The sequence below is a fragment of the Pseudomonas sp. No.21 genome, assembly GCF_054558415.1.
Genome location: NZ_BAAJNO010000013.1, coordinates 1 through 14,368 on the forward strand (window position 1 = coordinate 1; position 14,368 = coordinate 14,368).

Annotated in this window: 15 protein-coding genes; 3 read left to right on the forward strand and 12 right to left on the reverse strand. The window is 68.8% G+C overall.

Annotated features, from left to right (window positions below):
- Positions 1 to 150: 150 nt before the first annotated feature.
- From ACYJSS_RS24485 to ACYJSS_RS24495, 3 genes are all read right to left on the reverse strand, one after another.
- Positions 151 to 864 carry an ABC transporter ATP-binding protein gene (locus tag ACYJSS_RS24485; RefSeq protein WP_178083036.1) on the reverse strand — a complete coding sequence of 238 codons (714 nt, stop codon included), beginning with the start codon at positions 862 to 864 and terminating at the stop codon, positions 151 to 153.
- Between the two features lie 2 nt (positions 865 to 866).
- On the reverse strand, positions 867 to 1,706 hold the full coding sequence (locus ACYJSS_RS24490) for an ABC transporter permease (RefSeq protein ID WP_236206376.1): 840 nt from the start codon (positions 1,704 to 1,706) through the stop codon (positions 867 to 869).
- Between the two features lie 79 nt (positions 1,707 to 1,785).
- Positions 1,786 to 2,796, reverse strand: a complete 1,011-nt coding sequence (locus tag ACYJSS_RS24495; RefSeq protein WP_236206375.1) for an aliphatic sulfonate ABC transporter substrate-binding protein — start codon at positions 2,794 to 2,796, stop codon at positions 1,786 to 1,788.
- 435 nt (positions 2,797 to 3,231) lie between these two features.
- Here ACYJSS_RS24495 and ACYJSS_RS24500 point away from each other — a divergent pair, with 435 nt between their 5' ends.
- Positions 3,232 to 3,885, forward strand: coding sequence for a gamma-glutamylcyclotransferase (locus tag ACYJSS_RS24500; protein ID WP_236206374.1), 654 nt, complete (start codon positions 3,232 to 3,234; stop codon positions 3,883 to 3,885).
- A gap of 176 nt (positions 3,886 to 4,061) precedes the next feature.
- Here ACYJSS_RS24500 and ACYJSS_RS24505 read toward each other — a convergent pair whose 3' ends face one another.
- Both ACYJSS_RS24505 and ACYJSS_RS24510 read right to left on the reverse strand, forming a co-directional pair.
- Positions 4,062 to 4,406, reverse strand: coding sequence for a cupin domain-containing protein (locus ACYJSS_RS24505; RefSeq protein ID WP_111264387.1), 345 nt, complete (start codon positions 4,404 to 4,406; stop codon positions 4,062 to 4,064).
- 118 nt (positions 4,407 to 4,524) lie between these two features.
- On the reverse strand, positions 4,525 to 5,283 hold the full coding sequence (locus ACYJSS_RS24510; RefSeq protein ID WP_111264388.1) for an SDR family NAD(P)-dependent oxidoreductase: 759 nt from the start codon (positions 5,281 to 5,283) through the stop codon (positions 4,525 to 4,527).
- 114 nt (positions 5,284 to 5,397) lie between these two features.
- On the opposite strand from ACYJSS_RS24510, the gene ACYJSS_RS24515 reads away from it, so the two are divergent.
- Together ACYJSS_RS24515 and ACYJSS_RS24520 are read left to right on the forward strand one after the other, a co-directional pair.
- Complete coding sequence (locus tag ACYJSS_RS24515) at positions 5,398 to 6,297, forward strand: LysR family transcriptional regulator (protein ID WP_236206373.1); 900 nt, start codon at positions 5,398 to 5,400, stop codon at positions 6,295 to 6,297.
- A gap of 163 nt (positions 6,298 to 6,460) precedes the next feature.
- Entirely contained in the window at positions 6,461 to 6,622 is a 162-nt protein-coding gene (locus ACYJSS_RS24520; protein ID WP_305888072.1) for a PSPA7_2676 family Cys-rich small protein, read from the forward strand.
- A gap of 67 nt (positions 6,623 to 6,689) precedes the next feature.
- On the opposite strand, the gene ACYJSS_RS24525 is transcribed toward ACYJSS_RS24520, so the two are convergent.
- The 7 genes from ACYJSS_RS24525 to ACYJSS_RS24555 form a co-directional block, all read right to left on the reverse strand.
- Complete coding sequence (locus ACYJSS_RS24525; protein ID WP_111264390.1) at positions 6,690 to 7,340, reverse strand: methionine ABC transporter permease; 651 nt, start codon at positions 7,338 to 7,340, stop codon at positions 6,690 to 6,692.
- Complete coding sequence (locus ACYJSS_RS24530) at positions 7,324 to 8,400, reverse strand: methionine ABC transporter ATP-binding protein (RefSeq protein WP_236206372.1); 1,077 nt, start codon at positions 8,398 to 8,400, stop codon at positions 7,324 to 7,326. The genes ACYJSS_RS24525 and ACYJSS_RS24530 overlap by 17 nt, the downstream gene beginning before the upstream one ends.
- Before the next feature lie 313 nt (positions 8,401 to 8,713).
- Complete coding sequence (locus ACYJSS_RS24535) at positions 8,714 to 9,508, reverse strand: MetQ/NlpA family ABC transporter substrate-binding protein (protein ID WP_111264392.1); 795 nt, start codon at positions 9,506 to 9,508, stop codon at positions 8,714 to 8,716.
- A 24-nt stretch (positions 9,509 to 9,532) separates the two neighbouring features.
- Positions 9,533 to 10,975, reverse strand: a complete 1,443-nt coding sequence (locus tag ACYJSS_RS24540) for an LLM class flavin-dependent oxidoreductase (RefSeq protein ID WP_111264393.1) — start codon at positions 10,973 to 10,975, stop codon at positions 9,533 to 9,535.
- Positions 10,975 to 12,183, reverse strand: a complete 1,209-nt coding sequence (locus ACYJSS_RS24545) for an SfnB family sulfur acquisition oxidoreductase (protein ID WP_111264394.1) — start codon at positions 12,181 to 12,183, stop codon at positions 10,975 to 10,977. The genes ACYJSS_RS24540 and ACYJSS_RS24545 overlap by 1 nt, the downstream gene beginning before the upstream one ends.
- Positions 12,184 to 12,193: 10 nt before the next feature.
- Positions 12,194 to 13,429 carry an SfnB family sulfur acquisition oxidoreductase gene (locus ACYJSS_RS24550; RefSeq protein ID WP_236206371.1) on the reverse strand — a complete coding sequence of 412 codons (1,236 nt, stop codon included), beginning with the start codon at positions 13,427 to 13,429 and terminating at the stop codon, positions 12,194 to 12,196.
- 72 nt (positions 13,430 to 13,501) lie between these two features.
- A complete protein-coding gene (locus ACYJSS_RS24555; protein ID WP_111264396.1) occupies positions 13,502 to 14,272 on the reverse strand; it encodes a MetQ/NlpA family ABC transporter substrate-binding protein in 771 nt (256 codons plus the stop codon).
- Between the last annotated feature and the right edge of the window lie 96 nt (positions 14,273 to 14,368).

Consider the following 14,368-nt stretch of genomic DNA (forward strand, 5'->3'; position numbering starts at 1 on the left):
CACCCATCCACCATTACGGAGCCCGTTTCCACACAGTGGTCGCCCGCCTGCTCTCGACGTGGGCCGGTGAAACCCGCGATGGAAATCCCATGCCCGCCGGTGAGCCCGTTTGGTGGATGAAAAGAGCGTCATCCACCCTACATCCGCCCCTCAGATCACATGCGCCAGATGCAGCTCGGTCAGCGCCTCGGCCTTGAGCCGCGCCAGCTCCGGATCGCGCCGGTCGCGGGGGCGCGGCAGGGGTACGGCCAGCTCCTGGCGCACGTTGCCCGGGCGGGCGCCCATCACCAGCACGCGGTCGCCCAGGTACAGGGCCTCGTCGATGTCGTGGGTCACCAGCAGCAGGGCGATGGCATGGCGCTCGGCCAGTTGCAGCAAGAGGTCCTGCAGCTTCATGCGGGTGAAGGCGTCCACGGCGCTGAAGGGTTCGTCCAGCAGCAGCACGCGGGGTTGCGAATAGAGCCCGCGGGCGATGGCCACGCGTTGCGCCATGCCGCCGGAAAGCTGCTTGGGCAACGCGTCGGCGAAGCCCTCCAGGCCCACCTCGCGGATCAGCCGCGCCACGCGCTCGCGGTCATAGCCGCTGTCGTCGGCGAAGCCGATGTTCTGCGCCACGGTGAGCCAGGGCATCAGCCTCGGCTCCTGGAACACGAAGGCCACCTCACCCTCGCCACGCAGGGTGCGGCCGAGGTAGTCGCGCTCCAGCCCGGCGACGATGCGCAGCAGGGTGCTCTTGCCGCAGCCGCTGGGGCCGAGCAGGCTCACCACCTCGCGCTCACGCAGCGTCAGGTGCACGTTCTGCAGCACGGTATGGCCGGCGAACTGCTTGCGCTCGACCTGGATATCCAGCAATGCCTCACCCATGTTCACCCCTCCCCGCCCTGGCCGGCGAAGGCGTCGCGCCAGGCCAGCAGCCGTGTTTCCAGCGCGGCCAGCAGGCCGTCGCTGAGCTTGCCCAGCAGCGCCAGGACGATGATCGAGGCCAGCACCAGGTCGGGCCGCGAGGTTTCACGACCGTCGGTGAGCAGGTAGCCCAGGCCCTTGGTGGCGGCGATCAGTTCGGCGGCGACGAGGAACATCCAGGCCAGGCTGAGACCGCTGCGCAGGCCGGTGAACAGCCCCGGCAGCGCTGCCGGCAGGAGGATGCGTCGCGCCAGGCGCGACGGGCCGAAGCCGTACATCTGTCCCACCTCCACCAGTTTGCGGTCGATGTTGCGGATCGCCGCCACGCCGTTGAGGTAGACCGGGAAGAAGGCACCGATGGCGATCAGCACCACCTTGGAGGTTTCGTCGATGCCCAGCCAGAGCAGCAGCAAGGGCACCCAGGCCAGGCTGGGAATGGCGCGCAGCGCGGCGAAGGTGGGTTCGAGGTAGGCCTCGGCCTCGCGGCTCAGGCCGACCCAGGCGGCGACGCCCAGGGCCAGCACCGCGCCGATGGCGAAGCCCGCCGCCACCCGCGCCAGGCTGACGCCGATATGGGTCCAGAGGGCGCCGCCGGCGAGGTCGCGCAGGGTGAGGACGATCTCGCTGGGCGCGGGCATCTGGTAGGACGGCACACAGCCGATGCGCACCAGCACCTCCAGCAGGGCGAGGGCCAGCAGCGGGATCGCCAGGCCCTTGAGGCGGCGCCGCAAGGCAACGCCGGAGAAGGTCGGTTTCCAGGTGCCGACGGGGCTCGCCGGCAGGGTCTTGCTCTTGCTGTTCATGTCTCTGCTCCCGGCGCCGGGGTGGTCCCGCAGGCGCCCATGCCGGGGCCGCGCGGACGCGCCCCGGCGGACGTGCGGATCACTGCCTGGCGATGGCCTGGGCGCTGAAGGCCGGGTCGATCAGCTGGTCCACCACCTGCTCGACCTGCACGCCACGGCGCACCAGTTCCTCGGTCACCAGGATCGGCGCGGCGGCCTTGAGCGCGGCGATGTGCTCCGGGCCCGGCTGGGCATTGGAGAAATCGGTGCGCGACAGTTGCAGGCGCGCCACCTCCAGCGGCAGGCCGGATTCCCTGGCCAGCAGCTGGGCCAGCTCCTCGGGGTTCTCGCGGGCCCATTTGCGCGCCTTCTCGTAGGCACCGAGCACGGTGGCGATGGCCTGCGGGTGCTCCTTGGCGAAGCGCTCGGTGACGTTGAGCACGCCGTAGCTGTTGAAGGCGACGTTGCGGTAGAGGATGCGCGAGCCGGCCTGGACCTGGCTCGCGGCCAGGTGCGGGTCGAGGCCCGCCCAGGCGTCGACGTCGCCCTTCTCCAGGGCCACGCGGCCGTCCGGGTGCTGCAGGTGCACCAGCTCGACGTCGTCCTTGCTCAGACCGGCCTGCTCCAGGCTGCGCAGGGTGAACAGGTAGGGGTCGGTGCCCTTGGTGGCGGCGATCTTCTTGCCCTTGAGGTCGGCGACGCTCTGGATGGGCGAGTCCTTGCGCACGGCCAGCGCGGTCCATTCCGGGCGGCTGGCGATATACACCGTCTTGATCGGGCTGCCGTTGGCGCGGCTGAGCACGGCGGCGAGGCCGGCGGTGGAGGCGAAGTCGATGCTGCCGCCGTTGAGGTATTCCAGCGAGCGGTTGCTGCCCTGGCTCAGCACCCAGCTGACCTTCGTGCCGGCCCCCACTTCCTGCTCCAGCCAGCCGAAGTGCTTGAGCACCAGGCTGGTGGGCGAGTAGTAGGCGTAGTCGAGGCGCAGCTCCTTGGGCAGCGCTTCGGCCTGGGCGGCGGACGCGCCGAACGCGAGGGCCGCCGAGGCGCCGAGCAGGCCGAACAAGCGGGCCAGTTTGCCGGGCGTGCGGGCCCGCGAGGTGAAGGTGTGCATGGTGTCGCTCCTTGCCGCTGGATGGGTGGCTGGGCGCGCCCTGCTTATTCTTTCGAGTAAGGTCCGGCCACGCTTTCGCTTTCTGCAAGGAATATTGCATCACTCGTGCCAGCGGGCCCGCAGCCCGCTCCACAGGGCTTCGCGCCCTCCTCCCCGCCATTCAACTGTCGCTGCAGCGACAGCCTGCTGATCGCCTGTTCGCCCAGCAACAGTTGCCTGTTTCACTTATGCACCCTGGTTATCAGGGCATCGCCATTCATTCCTTTATCCAGGGGTCGAGGCCGTGTTTAGCTGACCCGGCAGCAACAGCGACGGCCGCAGAGCGAAAAATCACGTCCAGGCGACGATTGCCCGTTCCTCCACAGGCCCCGCAACTGGTACAACAAGGGCGCGGCCTCGCCAGTGCCGCGCACCACCGAGAGATACGCGTCATCCATGTCAGGCCAGCACGATATTCACCCGCCCTACCCGCCCCAGCTGGATCAGCCGGTGCGGCTGACACCCGGCGAATTGCTGGCCTCCCTCGAAGCGACGATGAAAGCCCACCGTGGCGGGCCGGTCTGGCTGTTCGCCTACGGTTCACTGATCTGGCGGCCGGAATGCCCGACGGTGGAAACCCGGCGGGCACGCATCCACGGCTATCACCGCGGGCTCTACCTCTGGTCGCAGATCCACCGCGGCACCCCGGAATCCCCCGGCCTGGTGCTGGGCCTCGATCGCGGCGGCTCCTGCGCGGGCTTCGCCTACCGCCTGCCCGACGAGCAGTTGCACGAACACCTCTTCGCCCTCTGGCAACGCGAGATGCCCGACGCCGGCTACGAGCCGCGCTGGCTCAGCTGCCACCTGGCCGATGGACAGCGCGTGCAGGCGCTGGGCTTCGTGCTGCGGCGCAACCTTCCCTGCTACGCCGGCGCCCTGCCGGACCACGTGCTCACCCAGGTCTTCGCCGGTGCCTGCGGGCACTACGGCACCACCCGTGACTACGTGGAAAAGACCGTCAACAGCCTGCGGGCCCATGCGATGCCGGACCGCAAGCTGGAGGCGGCGTTGATGAGGTGCTGCAAGCAGGGGAGCCTGAGCCTGGGGTGAGGGCGGGAAACCTCACCGTAGGATGGGCGGGCGGCGTTCCGCGAGCTCCGCGAAACCCATCAATGCGAGGCCCCGGCATAAGCCTGTGCCGGTCCCGACTCCGCCGGATGAAAAAGCGCCATCCACCCGACGCCCCGTGAAGCTGGGTGCCACGCCCGGCACCCAGCGTTTCACGGTCAGGCGAAGACGAAGTACTTGCGCACCGTCTCCACCACTTCCCAGGTGCCCTTCATGCCCGGTTCGATGACGAAGACGTCGCCACCGCGCAGGTGCACCGGCGCTTCGCCTTCGGGGGTGATGATGCAGTAGCCCTCGAGGAAGTGGCAGAACTCCCACTTCTCGTAGTTCACCTCGAACGTGCCGGGGGTGCAGATCCAGGTGCCCATGATCTTGCTGCCGTCGGCCGAGAGGTAGGCGTTGAGGTTGACCGTGTGCGGGTCGCCGCCGATGCGTTTCCACTTGGTGGCGTCGACCACGGGGACGGGGCAGGTTTCGCGCAGGACGGTGATGAAATCGGACATGTGAGCTCCAGGCTTGGCGGAATCGAGCGGCCACCATAGGCAGGACGGCGGGCCGGGACTTGCCTGGAACCGCCGCCCGGGTGTCCAGAAGCGCAGCCGCTGTTTTCCCTGGGGTCGATCAGAGGAACATGCCGCCCGAGGCTTCGATGCGCTGGCCGGTGATCCAGCGACCACCGTCGGAGAGGAGCATGGCGATGGCGCCACCGATGTCGTCCGGCAGGCCGACACGGCCCAGGGCGGTGTTGCTGGCGATGAAACCGTTGACCTGGCTGTTGTCGCGCACCACGCCGCCGCCGAAGTCGGTCTCGATGGCGCCGGGGGCCAGCACGTTGACGGTGATGCCGCGCGGGCCCAGCTCCCTGGCCAGGTAGCGGGTCCACACCTCGATGCCGCCCTTCATCGCCGCGTAGGCGCCGTAGCCCGGCAGGGAGAAGCGCGCCAGCCCGGTGGAGACGTTGATGATGCGTCCGCCGTCGGCCAGCACCGGCAGCAGCTTCTGGGTGAGGAAGAACGGCCCCTTGAGCTGGATGTTCACCAGGGTGTCGAACTGCTCCTCGGTGGTCTCGGCGCAGCTGGCGTGGATGCCGATGCCGGCGTTGTTCACCAGGAAATCGAAGGTCTCGCGGCCGAAGTCCCGCTGCAGGGTCTCGCTCACCTGGGCGGCGAAGGCGCCGAAGCCCGCGCTGTCGCTCACGTCCAGGCGCAGCATGCGGGCGCGGCCACCGAGGCGCTCCACTTCGCGGGCCACGGCCTGGGCCTCGTCCGCCTTGCTGTGGTAGGTGCCGATGATGTCGACGCCCTGGGCCGCCAGGTGCAGGGCGGCGTTCTTGCCGAGGCCACGGCTGGCGCCGGTGATGAGTGCGATCTTGCGGGTCATGGGGGGCTCCTGGATGGGTTGGAAGTGGAGCCAGCTTATTGTCCGGAAGGATACTGATAAACGCCGCCAAATCGGAAATACTGATCGCCCCAACCGAACAAACGAGAGCGGGCCATGAACAAGCTCGAACTGCTGCGTACCTTCGCCCGGGTCACCGAGCTGTCCAGCTTCACCCAGGCCGGGGAAAGCCTCGGCCTGCCCCGCTCCAGTGTCTCCGAACAGGTGCAGGCCCTGGAGCAGTTGCTGGGCGCGCGCCTGCTGCAACGCACCACGCGCAAGGTGCAGGCGACCCAGGATGGCCTGGCGCTGTATGAACGCAGCAAGGCGCTGCTGGCGCAGATGGACGAGCTGGAGGGCATGTTCCGCCAGGACGGCGAAGTGCTCGCCGGCCGCCTGCGGGTGGACATGCCCAGCCGCATCGCCCGCCAGGTGGTGATGCCGCACCTGGGGGAGTTCCTCGACGCCCACCCGGGCCTGGAGCTGGAACTGAGCGGCACCGACCGCCGCGTCGACCTGGTGCGCGAGGGCTTCGACTGCGTGCTGCGCGCCGGCAACCTGGTGGACGAGACCCTGGTGGCGCGCGCCCTCGGCGCCATGCCCATGGTCAACTGCGCGAGCCCCGAGTACCTGGCCCGCCACGGCACGCCGCACAGCCTCGACGACCTCGCCCGGCACCGCCTGGTGCACTACCTGCCGGTGCTCGGCGCTCGGCCCGATGGCTTCGAGTACCTGCTGGGCGGCAAGGTCCACCGCGTGGCCATGGCCGGCAACCTGACGGTGAACAACGCCGATGCCTACGAGGGCGCCTGCCTCGGCGGCCTGGGGCTGATCCAGGCGCCACGCATGGGCCTGCGCGAGCACCTGGCCAGCGGCGCCCTGTTGGAGCTGTTGCCGGGCTACCCGGCGCCGCCGCTGCCGCTCAACCTGCTCTACGCCCACCGCCACCTGCCCCGCCGCGTGCGGGCCTTCATCGACTGGCTGGAAGGCCTGCTGGACCGCGAGAGGAACCGCTGATGCGCAACACCCTGAAGTGGCGGATCGCCCGCCGCCGGCAATTTAGGTTGTCCGTTCTAGACCGCAGCGCGGATGCTCCCCTGGCCGACACGCACAACAACAAGGCGCATGCACTGCACCCCAACCCCTGCCTGGTTGATCGGGGCGAGCCCCGGGAGGTTACATGCGACTCCATTGCTTTCTGTTCGGATGCAGTTGGACCGAAGGACACGAAACCGACGTGGGCGCCGAGCCCATGCTCTGTCAACGCTGCACACGCTGCGGCGCCCATCGCTACGTGAAGCGCGAGGTGCCCGACACGCCCGAGGAGCCTTCGCCCACTTAACAAGGCATTGAAAAACGTAGACGAGGCAGCCGTTTTCAACGCCGCAGCGGCAACGCAGTTAGTTTTTCTAGCGCTTGTTGAGCAGCCGCGCCAGGCGATCACCGCCAAACTGGATCAGGGTCACCAGCACCACCAGCAGGATGATCACCGTGAGCATGATCTGCGTATCGAAGCGCTGGTAGCCGTAGCGATACGCCAGGTCGCCCAGGCCGCCCGCGCCGATGGCACCGGCCATGGCGGAGGAGTTGATCATGGTCACCAGGGTGATGGTGAAGCCGCCGACGATGCCCGGCCGCGCCTCCGGCAGCAGCACGTTCCAGATGATGTGGCGGCGTTGGCAGCCCATGGCCTGGGCCGCTTCCACCAGGCCGAAGTCCACCTCGCGCAGGCTCACCTCGGCGATGCGCGCGAAGAACGGCGTGGCGGCGATGGTCAGCGGCACCACGGCGGCCCAGACGCCGTAGCTGGTGCCGACGATCAGCCGGGTGAAGGGGATCAGCGCCACCATCAGGATCAGGAACGGGATCGAGCGCAGCACGTTGACCACGCTGCCCAGCGAGCGATTGACCAGGCGCGCCTCGAAGATCCCGCCCGGCCCCGTGGTGACCAGCACCAGCGCCAGGGGTATGCCCACCAGGAACACGATCAGCGACGAGGCGCCGATCATCAGCAGCGTGTCGAGAATGCCCTGCAGCAGGCGGTCAAGCATGGGCGACATAGCCGAGCACCTCCGCCTTGTCCGCCAGGTGATGGGCCTGCTCCAGCACCCAGGCACCGCCCTGCCCCACATCGGCGATGCGCACCAGCAGGTGCCCCTGGGCGCGGCCCTGGATGCGGTCGATGCCGCCATGCAGCAGGCTCACCCGCGTGCCCAGGGCCTGGGTGATGGCCAGCAGGTCCGGCTCGCGGCCGCTGGCGCCGGTGAAGTGCAGGTCCAGCAGCAGGTCGGCGCCGGGCACCGGCTCGCCGGTCAGTCGATCCTGCAGATCATCCGGCAGTTCATGGCGCAGGGTGCCCAGCAGGGTACGGGTGACCGCGTGCTGCGGGTCGCCGAACACCTGCCAGACCTCGCCCTGCTCCACCACCCGGCCGCGCTCCAGCACCACCACGCGGTCGCAGATCTCGCGGATCACCCCCATCTCGTGGGTGATCAGCACGATGGTCAGGCCCAGGCGCCGGTTGATGTCACGCAGCAGCGCCAGGATCGACTGGGTGCTTTCCGGGTCCAGCGCCGAGGTGGCCTCGTCGCAGAGCAGGATCTGCGGCTGGTGCACCAGCGCGCGGGCGATGCCGACCCGCTGCTTCTGCCCACCGGACAGCTGCGCCGGGTAGGCGTCGCGCTTCTCCGCCAGGCCCACCAGGGCCAGCAGCTCGGCGACCTTGCGCTCGATGTCGGCCTTGGCCACGCCCGCCACCTTCAGCGGCAGGGCGACGTTCTGCCAGACGGTCTTGGCCGACATCAGGTTGAAGTGCTGGAAGATCATGCCGACGCGGCGGCGCAGCAGCACCAGCTGCTTCTCGTCGAAGGCGCCGATGTCTTCCTCGTCTATCACCACCTGGCCCACCGAGGGCTTCTCCAGGCGGTTGAGGGTACGGATCAGCGACGACTTGCCGGCGCCGCTGCGGCCGATGATGCCGAACACCTCACCCCGGCGGATCTCCAGGTCGATGCCCTGCAATGCCTGCACCGGCCCCTGGCTGCCCGGGTAGGCCTTGCCCAGCCCCTGCAGGCGGATGTGCGGCAGGTCCAGGCTGATGTTGCGGTTGAAACTGACCATAAGGGCCTCTCTGATTCAGGTGTGAAGCCAGGCTCCGCGGCCTCGCCTACCCCATTGGCTGTTCACTGGATTGCCGCGTTCGCGGGAATGACGGGGCGGGCGGGACCTCTCCATTCCGGTCATCCTCGCGAACGCGGGGATCCACTAAAACGCTTCGCAGTCAGTAGCCCGGGCTACATGCTGAGCGACGCAAGAACCGTGGGAGCGGACTCATCCGCGATGCAGGCCGCAGGGCTGCCCTGCAGGGGTCACCCTGGGCGCGCTGCGCGCTCCTTTCGCGAATGAATTCGCTCCCACGCCTATCCCAGGGGCGTCACTGCCAGCCGGGCTGGTAGAGAGAACCGTGGGCCTTATCCAGCGCCGCACGCACCTGCGGCGAGTGCTGGTAGACGTCGACGAACTTCGCCAGGCGGCCGTCGTCCTGGTAATCGCCACGGGTGACGAACTGGATGACGTACTCCTTGTTCTCGATGCCGTCGAAGAGCAGCGCGCTGTTGGGGTCGAGGGTGCCGGCCAGGCGGATGTAGTGCGGGTAGCCCTGGGCCAGGTCGACGTCGTCCAGGGCGCGCACCAGCTGCACGGCCTCCAGCTCGATGATGTCGATGTGCCTGGGGTTGTCGACGATGTCGTCCAGGGTCGCCTTGTAGCCCACGCCCTCCTTGAGCTTCAGCAGGCCCGCCTTCTGCAGCAGCTGCAGGCCGCGACCGCCGTTGATGGGGTCGTTGGCGATGGCCACCTTGGCGCCCTCGGGCAGGTCGGCGATGGCCTTGTACTTCTTCGAATACAGGCCGACGTTGTTGATCACCCCGGGGGCGAAGGCTTTCAGCTTGAAACCGCCTTCCTTGTTGGCGTTCTCCAGGAAGGGCGTGTGCTGGAAGTAGTTGGCGTCGATGTCGCCGTTGGCCAGGGTGATGTTCGGCGTGTTCCAGTCGGTGAACTCCACCAGCTCGACCTTGAGGCCCTGCTTGGCGGCCTCCTCCACCGCCACTTCCAGGGGCGGGGCGAAGGCGGCGGTGGTGCCGAGCTTGAGGGGCTGGTCGGCGGCCTGGGCGATGCCGCCGGCCAGCAGCAGGCCGAGGGCCAGGGTCTTGAGGGTGTGCTTGGGCATGGTTTCTATCCTTGGGTAATGGGTTCAGGTCGTGGGAGCGAATTCATTCGCGATGGAAGGCGCAGCCTTTCCCTGGGAGTCCGGGGTCGCCCCTTCGGGCCGATTCGCGAATGTATTCGCTCCCACACGGGCTCCCCGATGGTCCGCCGGCAGGTGATCCCCCGCGCCGAACAGCTTGTGGCGCAGGGTGCCGTCGGCGTAGGCGGTCTTGTAGGCGCCACGGGCCTGGAGCTCGGGGATCACCAGGTCGATGAAGTCGGCGTAGCTTTCCGGGGTGACGATGCGGGTGAGGTTGAAGCCGTCCAGCCCGGTCTCGTCGACCCAGGCCAGCAGTTCGTCGGCCACCTGGGTCGGCGAGCCCACCAGCAGGATGTAGCGGCCACCCAGGGCATGCTGTTCCAGGAGCTGGCGACGGGTCAGGCTGTTTTCGCGCAGCTTGTTGGTGGCCGACTCGATGGCGTTGGTCTTCACCGGGCGGATGGGCTCGTCCAGGCCGTATTCGGCGAAGTCGATGCCCGTGGAGCTGGCGAAGTGGGCGACGCCCGCCTCGGCGCTGGCGTGGGCCAGGTACTCGGCATGCTTGGCGCGGGCCTCGGCCTCGGTGGGCGCGACGATCACGCTGATGCCCATGAACACCTTCACCGCCTGCGGATCACGGCCGGCGGCCACGGCCGCAGCACGCACCTTGTCCACCTGGGCACGGGTCGCGGCCCTGTTGTTGCCGCTGATGAACACGCACTCGGCGTGCTCGCCGGCAAAACGCAGGCCGCGCGCCGAGGAGCCGGCCTGGAACAGCACCGGCGTGCGCTGCGGCGAGGGCTCGCACAGGTGGTAGCCCTCGACGTCGTAGAACTCGCCGTGGTGGTGGACCTTGTGCACCTTCTCCGGCTGCGCGTAGATGCGCCGCTGGCGGTCGCCCAGCACCGCGCCCTCCTCCCAGCTGCCCTGCCAGAGCTTGTAGAGCACCTCCAGGTATTCGTCGGCCTGGTCGTAGCGGCGGTCGTGCTCCACCTGCCGGGTCATGCCCATGGCCCGCGCCGCGCTTTCCAGGTAGCCGGTGACGATGTTCCAGCCCACGCGGCCTTCGCTGAGATGGTCCAGGGTGCTCATGCGCCGGGCGAACAGGTAGGGCGCGTCGTAGCTGAGGTTGGCGGTGAGGCCGAAGCCCAGGTGGCGGGTCGCCCCGGCCATGGCGGAGACCAGCAGCAGCGGGTCGTTGACCGGCAGCTGGATGCTCTCCTTGAGGGTCAGGTCGACGTTGCCCTGGTAGACGTCGTAGACGCCGACGATGTCCGCCAGGAACAGCCCGTCGAACAGCCCGCGCTCCAGCAGCTGCGCCAGCTCCGTCCAGTAGGAGAGCCTGCGGTAGTCCGTGGAGCGGTCGCGCGGGTGGGTCCACAGGCCGTGGTTGATGTGCCCCACGCAGTTCATGTTGAAGGCGTTGAGGAGGATCTGCTTGCGCGCCATCAGATCGTCCCCCGGCGCGGTGGCAGCACGTCGTTGAGGTAGTAGTTGCCCACCGCGTGGTACTTCCAGCGCACCGGGTCGTGCAGGGTGTGCACCCGGGCGTTGCGCCAGTGGCGGTCGAGGTTGTGCTCGGCGAGGCTGGCGCGGGTGCCGGCCAGTTCGAACAGCTTGCTGCCGGCACTGAGCGAGACCTCGGTGGTCAGCGCGCGGGCCTCGGCCACGGCGATGGAGGCGGCGGCCACGCTCTCGGCCGTCGGCTCCGCCGTGGCGGCGTCGAGGATGCGCCCGGCGCGGTCGAGGATGGCCTCGGCGGCGTGCAGGCGGATGGCCAGGCGGCCGAACTCGTGGATCGTCAGCGGGTCCTCGCTGGCCTTGTCCACCCCCGAGTCGATCCACGGCCGCGAGCGGGTGCGCACGAACGCCAGGGCGTCCTCGTAGGCTTCGCGGGCGATGCCGGCGTCGATGGCGGCATGGAGGATCTGGGCGAAGGGGCCGACCGTGGTCGGGCGCTCGAAGGCGGCCTGGAACGAGACCACGTCCTCGGCGGCCACCGGCACGTCGTCGAAGATCGCGGTGCCGCTGCCGGTGGTGCGCTGGCCGAAGCCGGACCAGTCATCGACGATGGAAAGCCCCGGCGCGTTGCGTTCGACGAAGGCGAAATGCTGGTGGCCGTCCTCGCCCACCGCCAGGGTCGGCACGCGCTGGGCGTAGAGCGCGCCGGTGCAGTAGAACTTGCGGCCCTGGATGCGGAAGTCATCGCCATCCGCGACCAGTTTGGTGATGCGGTCGTTGGAGGTGCGCGTGCCGATCTCCGCCAGGGCGTTGCCGAAGCGCTCGCCGGCCAGGGCGGCACCGAACAGGCGGCGCTGCTGGGCCTCGCTGCCGTTCACCCGCAGCACTTCGAGGGCGTAGAAGTGGTTCTGCGGGATCTGCCCGATGGAGCTGTCGGCGGCGCAGATGATCGCCAGCACGCGGGCCAGGGTGACGCGGGACACGCCGGCGCCGCCGAACTCACGGGGCACGGTGATGCCCCACAGGCCGGAGCGGCTGAAGGTGTCGAGCTCGGCATGGGGCAGGCGCCGTTCGCGGTCGCGCTCGGCGGCGCCGCTGCGGAATTGCCCGGCCAGTTGGCGGGCCACGGCCAGCGCCTCGGCGTCGTCGCGGATGATGGCCACCGCCGGGCCCTGTTGCGGTTGCAGGAGGGTCATGGGCGCTGCCTCATATCCAGGAATGACGCGCCGGGAAGGCGCCATTGAGGTGGTAGTTGCCAACGGCGTGGACCTTCCAGCGCACCGGGTCGTGCAGGGTGTGCACGCGGGCGTTGCGCCAGTGGCGGTCGAGGTTGAACTCGGCGAGGGTGGCGCGGCTGCCGGCCAGCTCGAACAGCTTCTCGCTGGCCAGCAGCGCGACCTCGGTGGTGAGCACCTTGGCCTCGGCCACGGCGATGGAGGCGCGCGCGGCGGCCTCGGCATCGATGGGCGCGGCGGCGACTTCGTCGAGCACCTGGCCGGCACGTTCCAGCAGTGCGTTGGCGGCGTTCAGCTCGACCTTCAGGCGGCCGATCTCGGCGATGGTGTAGAGCTCCTCGCTGGCCCGCTCGACGCCGGCGTCGACCCAGGGCCGCGAGCGCTCGCGGATGAAGGCGATGGCGTCGTCGATGGCGGCCTCGGCGATGCCGGCGTCGATGGCCGCCTGGATCAGCTGCGACAGCGCGCCCTGGATGCTCGGCACCTCGGCCAGGCGGCCGTTGTGGAACACCAGGTCGTCGGCCACGGGGGCGCGGTCCAGCCGCACGGTGCCGCTGGCGGTGGTGCGCTGGCCGAAGCCGGACCAGTCGTCGACGATGGCAAGCCCCGGCACGCCGCGCTCCACCAGGGAGAGCACGCCGACGCCGCTGTCGTCGATGGCCTTGACCGCCACCCAGTGGGCGAACAGCGCGCCGGTGGAATAGAACTTCTCGCCGCTGACCTCGAGCCCGGCGTCACCCCGGGTGATGCGCGCCTTGATTTCCAGGGTGTGCTTGGTGTTGCGCTCGGGGCCGGCATTGGCCAGGCGGCGTCCTTCGAGGATGCCGGCGAAGACCTTGCGCTTCTGCGCCTCGCTGCCGACGTACTCGATGACGCTGAGCAGGCCGAACTGGTTCTGCGGGATCTGCCCCAGCGCCGGGTCGGCGGCGCAGAGGATGCGGAACACCTCGGCGAGGGTGACGAAGGACACCTCGGCGCCGCCGTAGGCGCGCGGGATGCGGATGCCACCCAGGCCGAGCCGGGTGAACAGTTCCAGCTCGCGCCAGGGCAGCAGGCGTTCGCGGTCACGGTGTGCAGCCCCTTCCTTGGCCAGCTTCGCCACTTCGTGGGCGGCGAGCAGGGCCTGGGCATCGTTCTCGATCAGCGCCGCCGGGTGTAGCGGCGGTGCTTCATCACGAAGAACCTTGGGTTCGGTTTCGTTGGTCATGGTGTGGCCTTGGGTTGCGGATTACGCCCCGCGCCGTTGACCCCGGAGGGCGGCCGGCACGGGGCCGGTGAGTCAGAACGCCGGGGCGATCTGGCCCTTGTAGCGGGAGAGGATGAACTGGCGGACCTCCGGCGAATTCAGCGCCTTGGCCAGCTTCTGCACGCCCGGGTCCTCGCGGTTGTCGGGGCGGGCGACGAGGAACTCGGCGTAGAGGTCCTTGCCCTTCTCGACGATCAGCGCGCTGTTGGTGTCGATGCCGGCTTCCAGGGCGTAGTTGGCGAAGACGAAGGCGAGGTCCACCTGGCTCACCGAGCGGGCCAGCAGCGCGCCTTCGAGTTCGCGGATCTTCAGCTTCTTCGGGTTCTCGGCGATGTCGCGCTGGGTGGCCAGGGTGTTGCTCGGGTCCTTCAGCTTGATCAGCCCGGCCTCGTGCAGCAGCACCAGGGCGCGGCCGGTGTTGACCGGGTCGTTGGGGATGGCCACCGAGGCGCCGTCCTTCAGCTCGTCCAGCGACTTGATCTTGGTGGAGTAGGCGCCGAAGGGCTCGATGTGGATGCCCACCACCGGCACCAGGTCGGTGTGGCGGCTCTTGTTGAACTCATCGAGGAACGGGCGGTACTGGTAGTAGTTGGCGTCGAGGTTCTTCTCCGCCAGCTGCACGTTGGGCTGGATGAAGTCGGTGAACACCTTGATGTCCAGGTCGACCCCTTCCTTGGCCAGGGCAGGTTTGACGAATTCGAGGATTTCCGCGTGGGGCACGGGGGTGGCGCCCACCACCAGTTTCTCGCCCGCCTGGGCGGTGAAAGCGACGACGGCGGCCAGTACGGCGATAGCCTTTTTCATGGGTGTTGCTCCTGGGGCAGTGTTGGGTTGGCCGTCGTGGGGCGGACGTGGGGCCGTGTTCGGCAGCGGGACCCGGCTGCCGCGCGGGATAGGGAT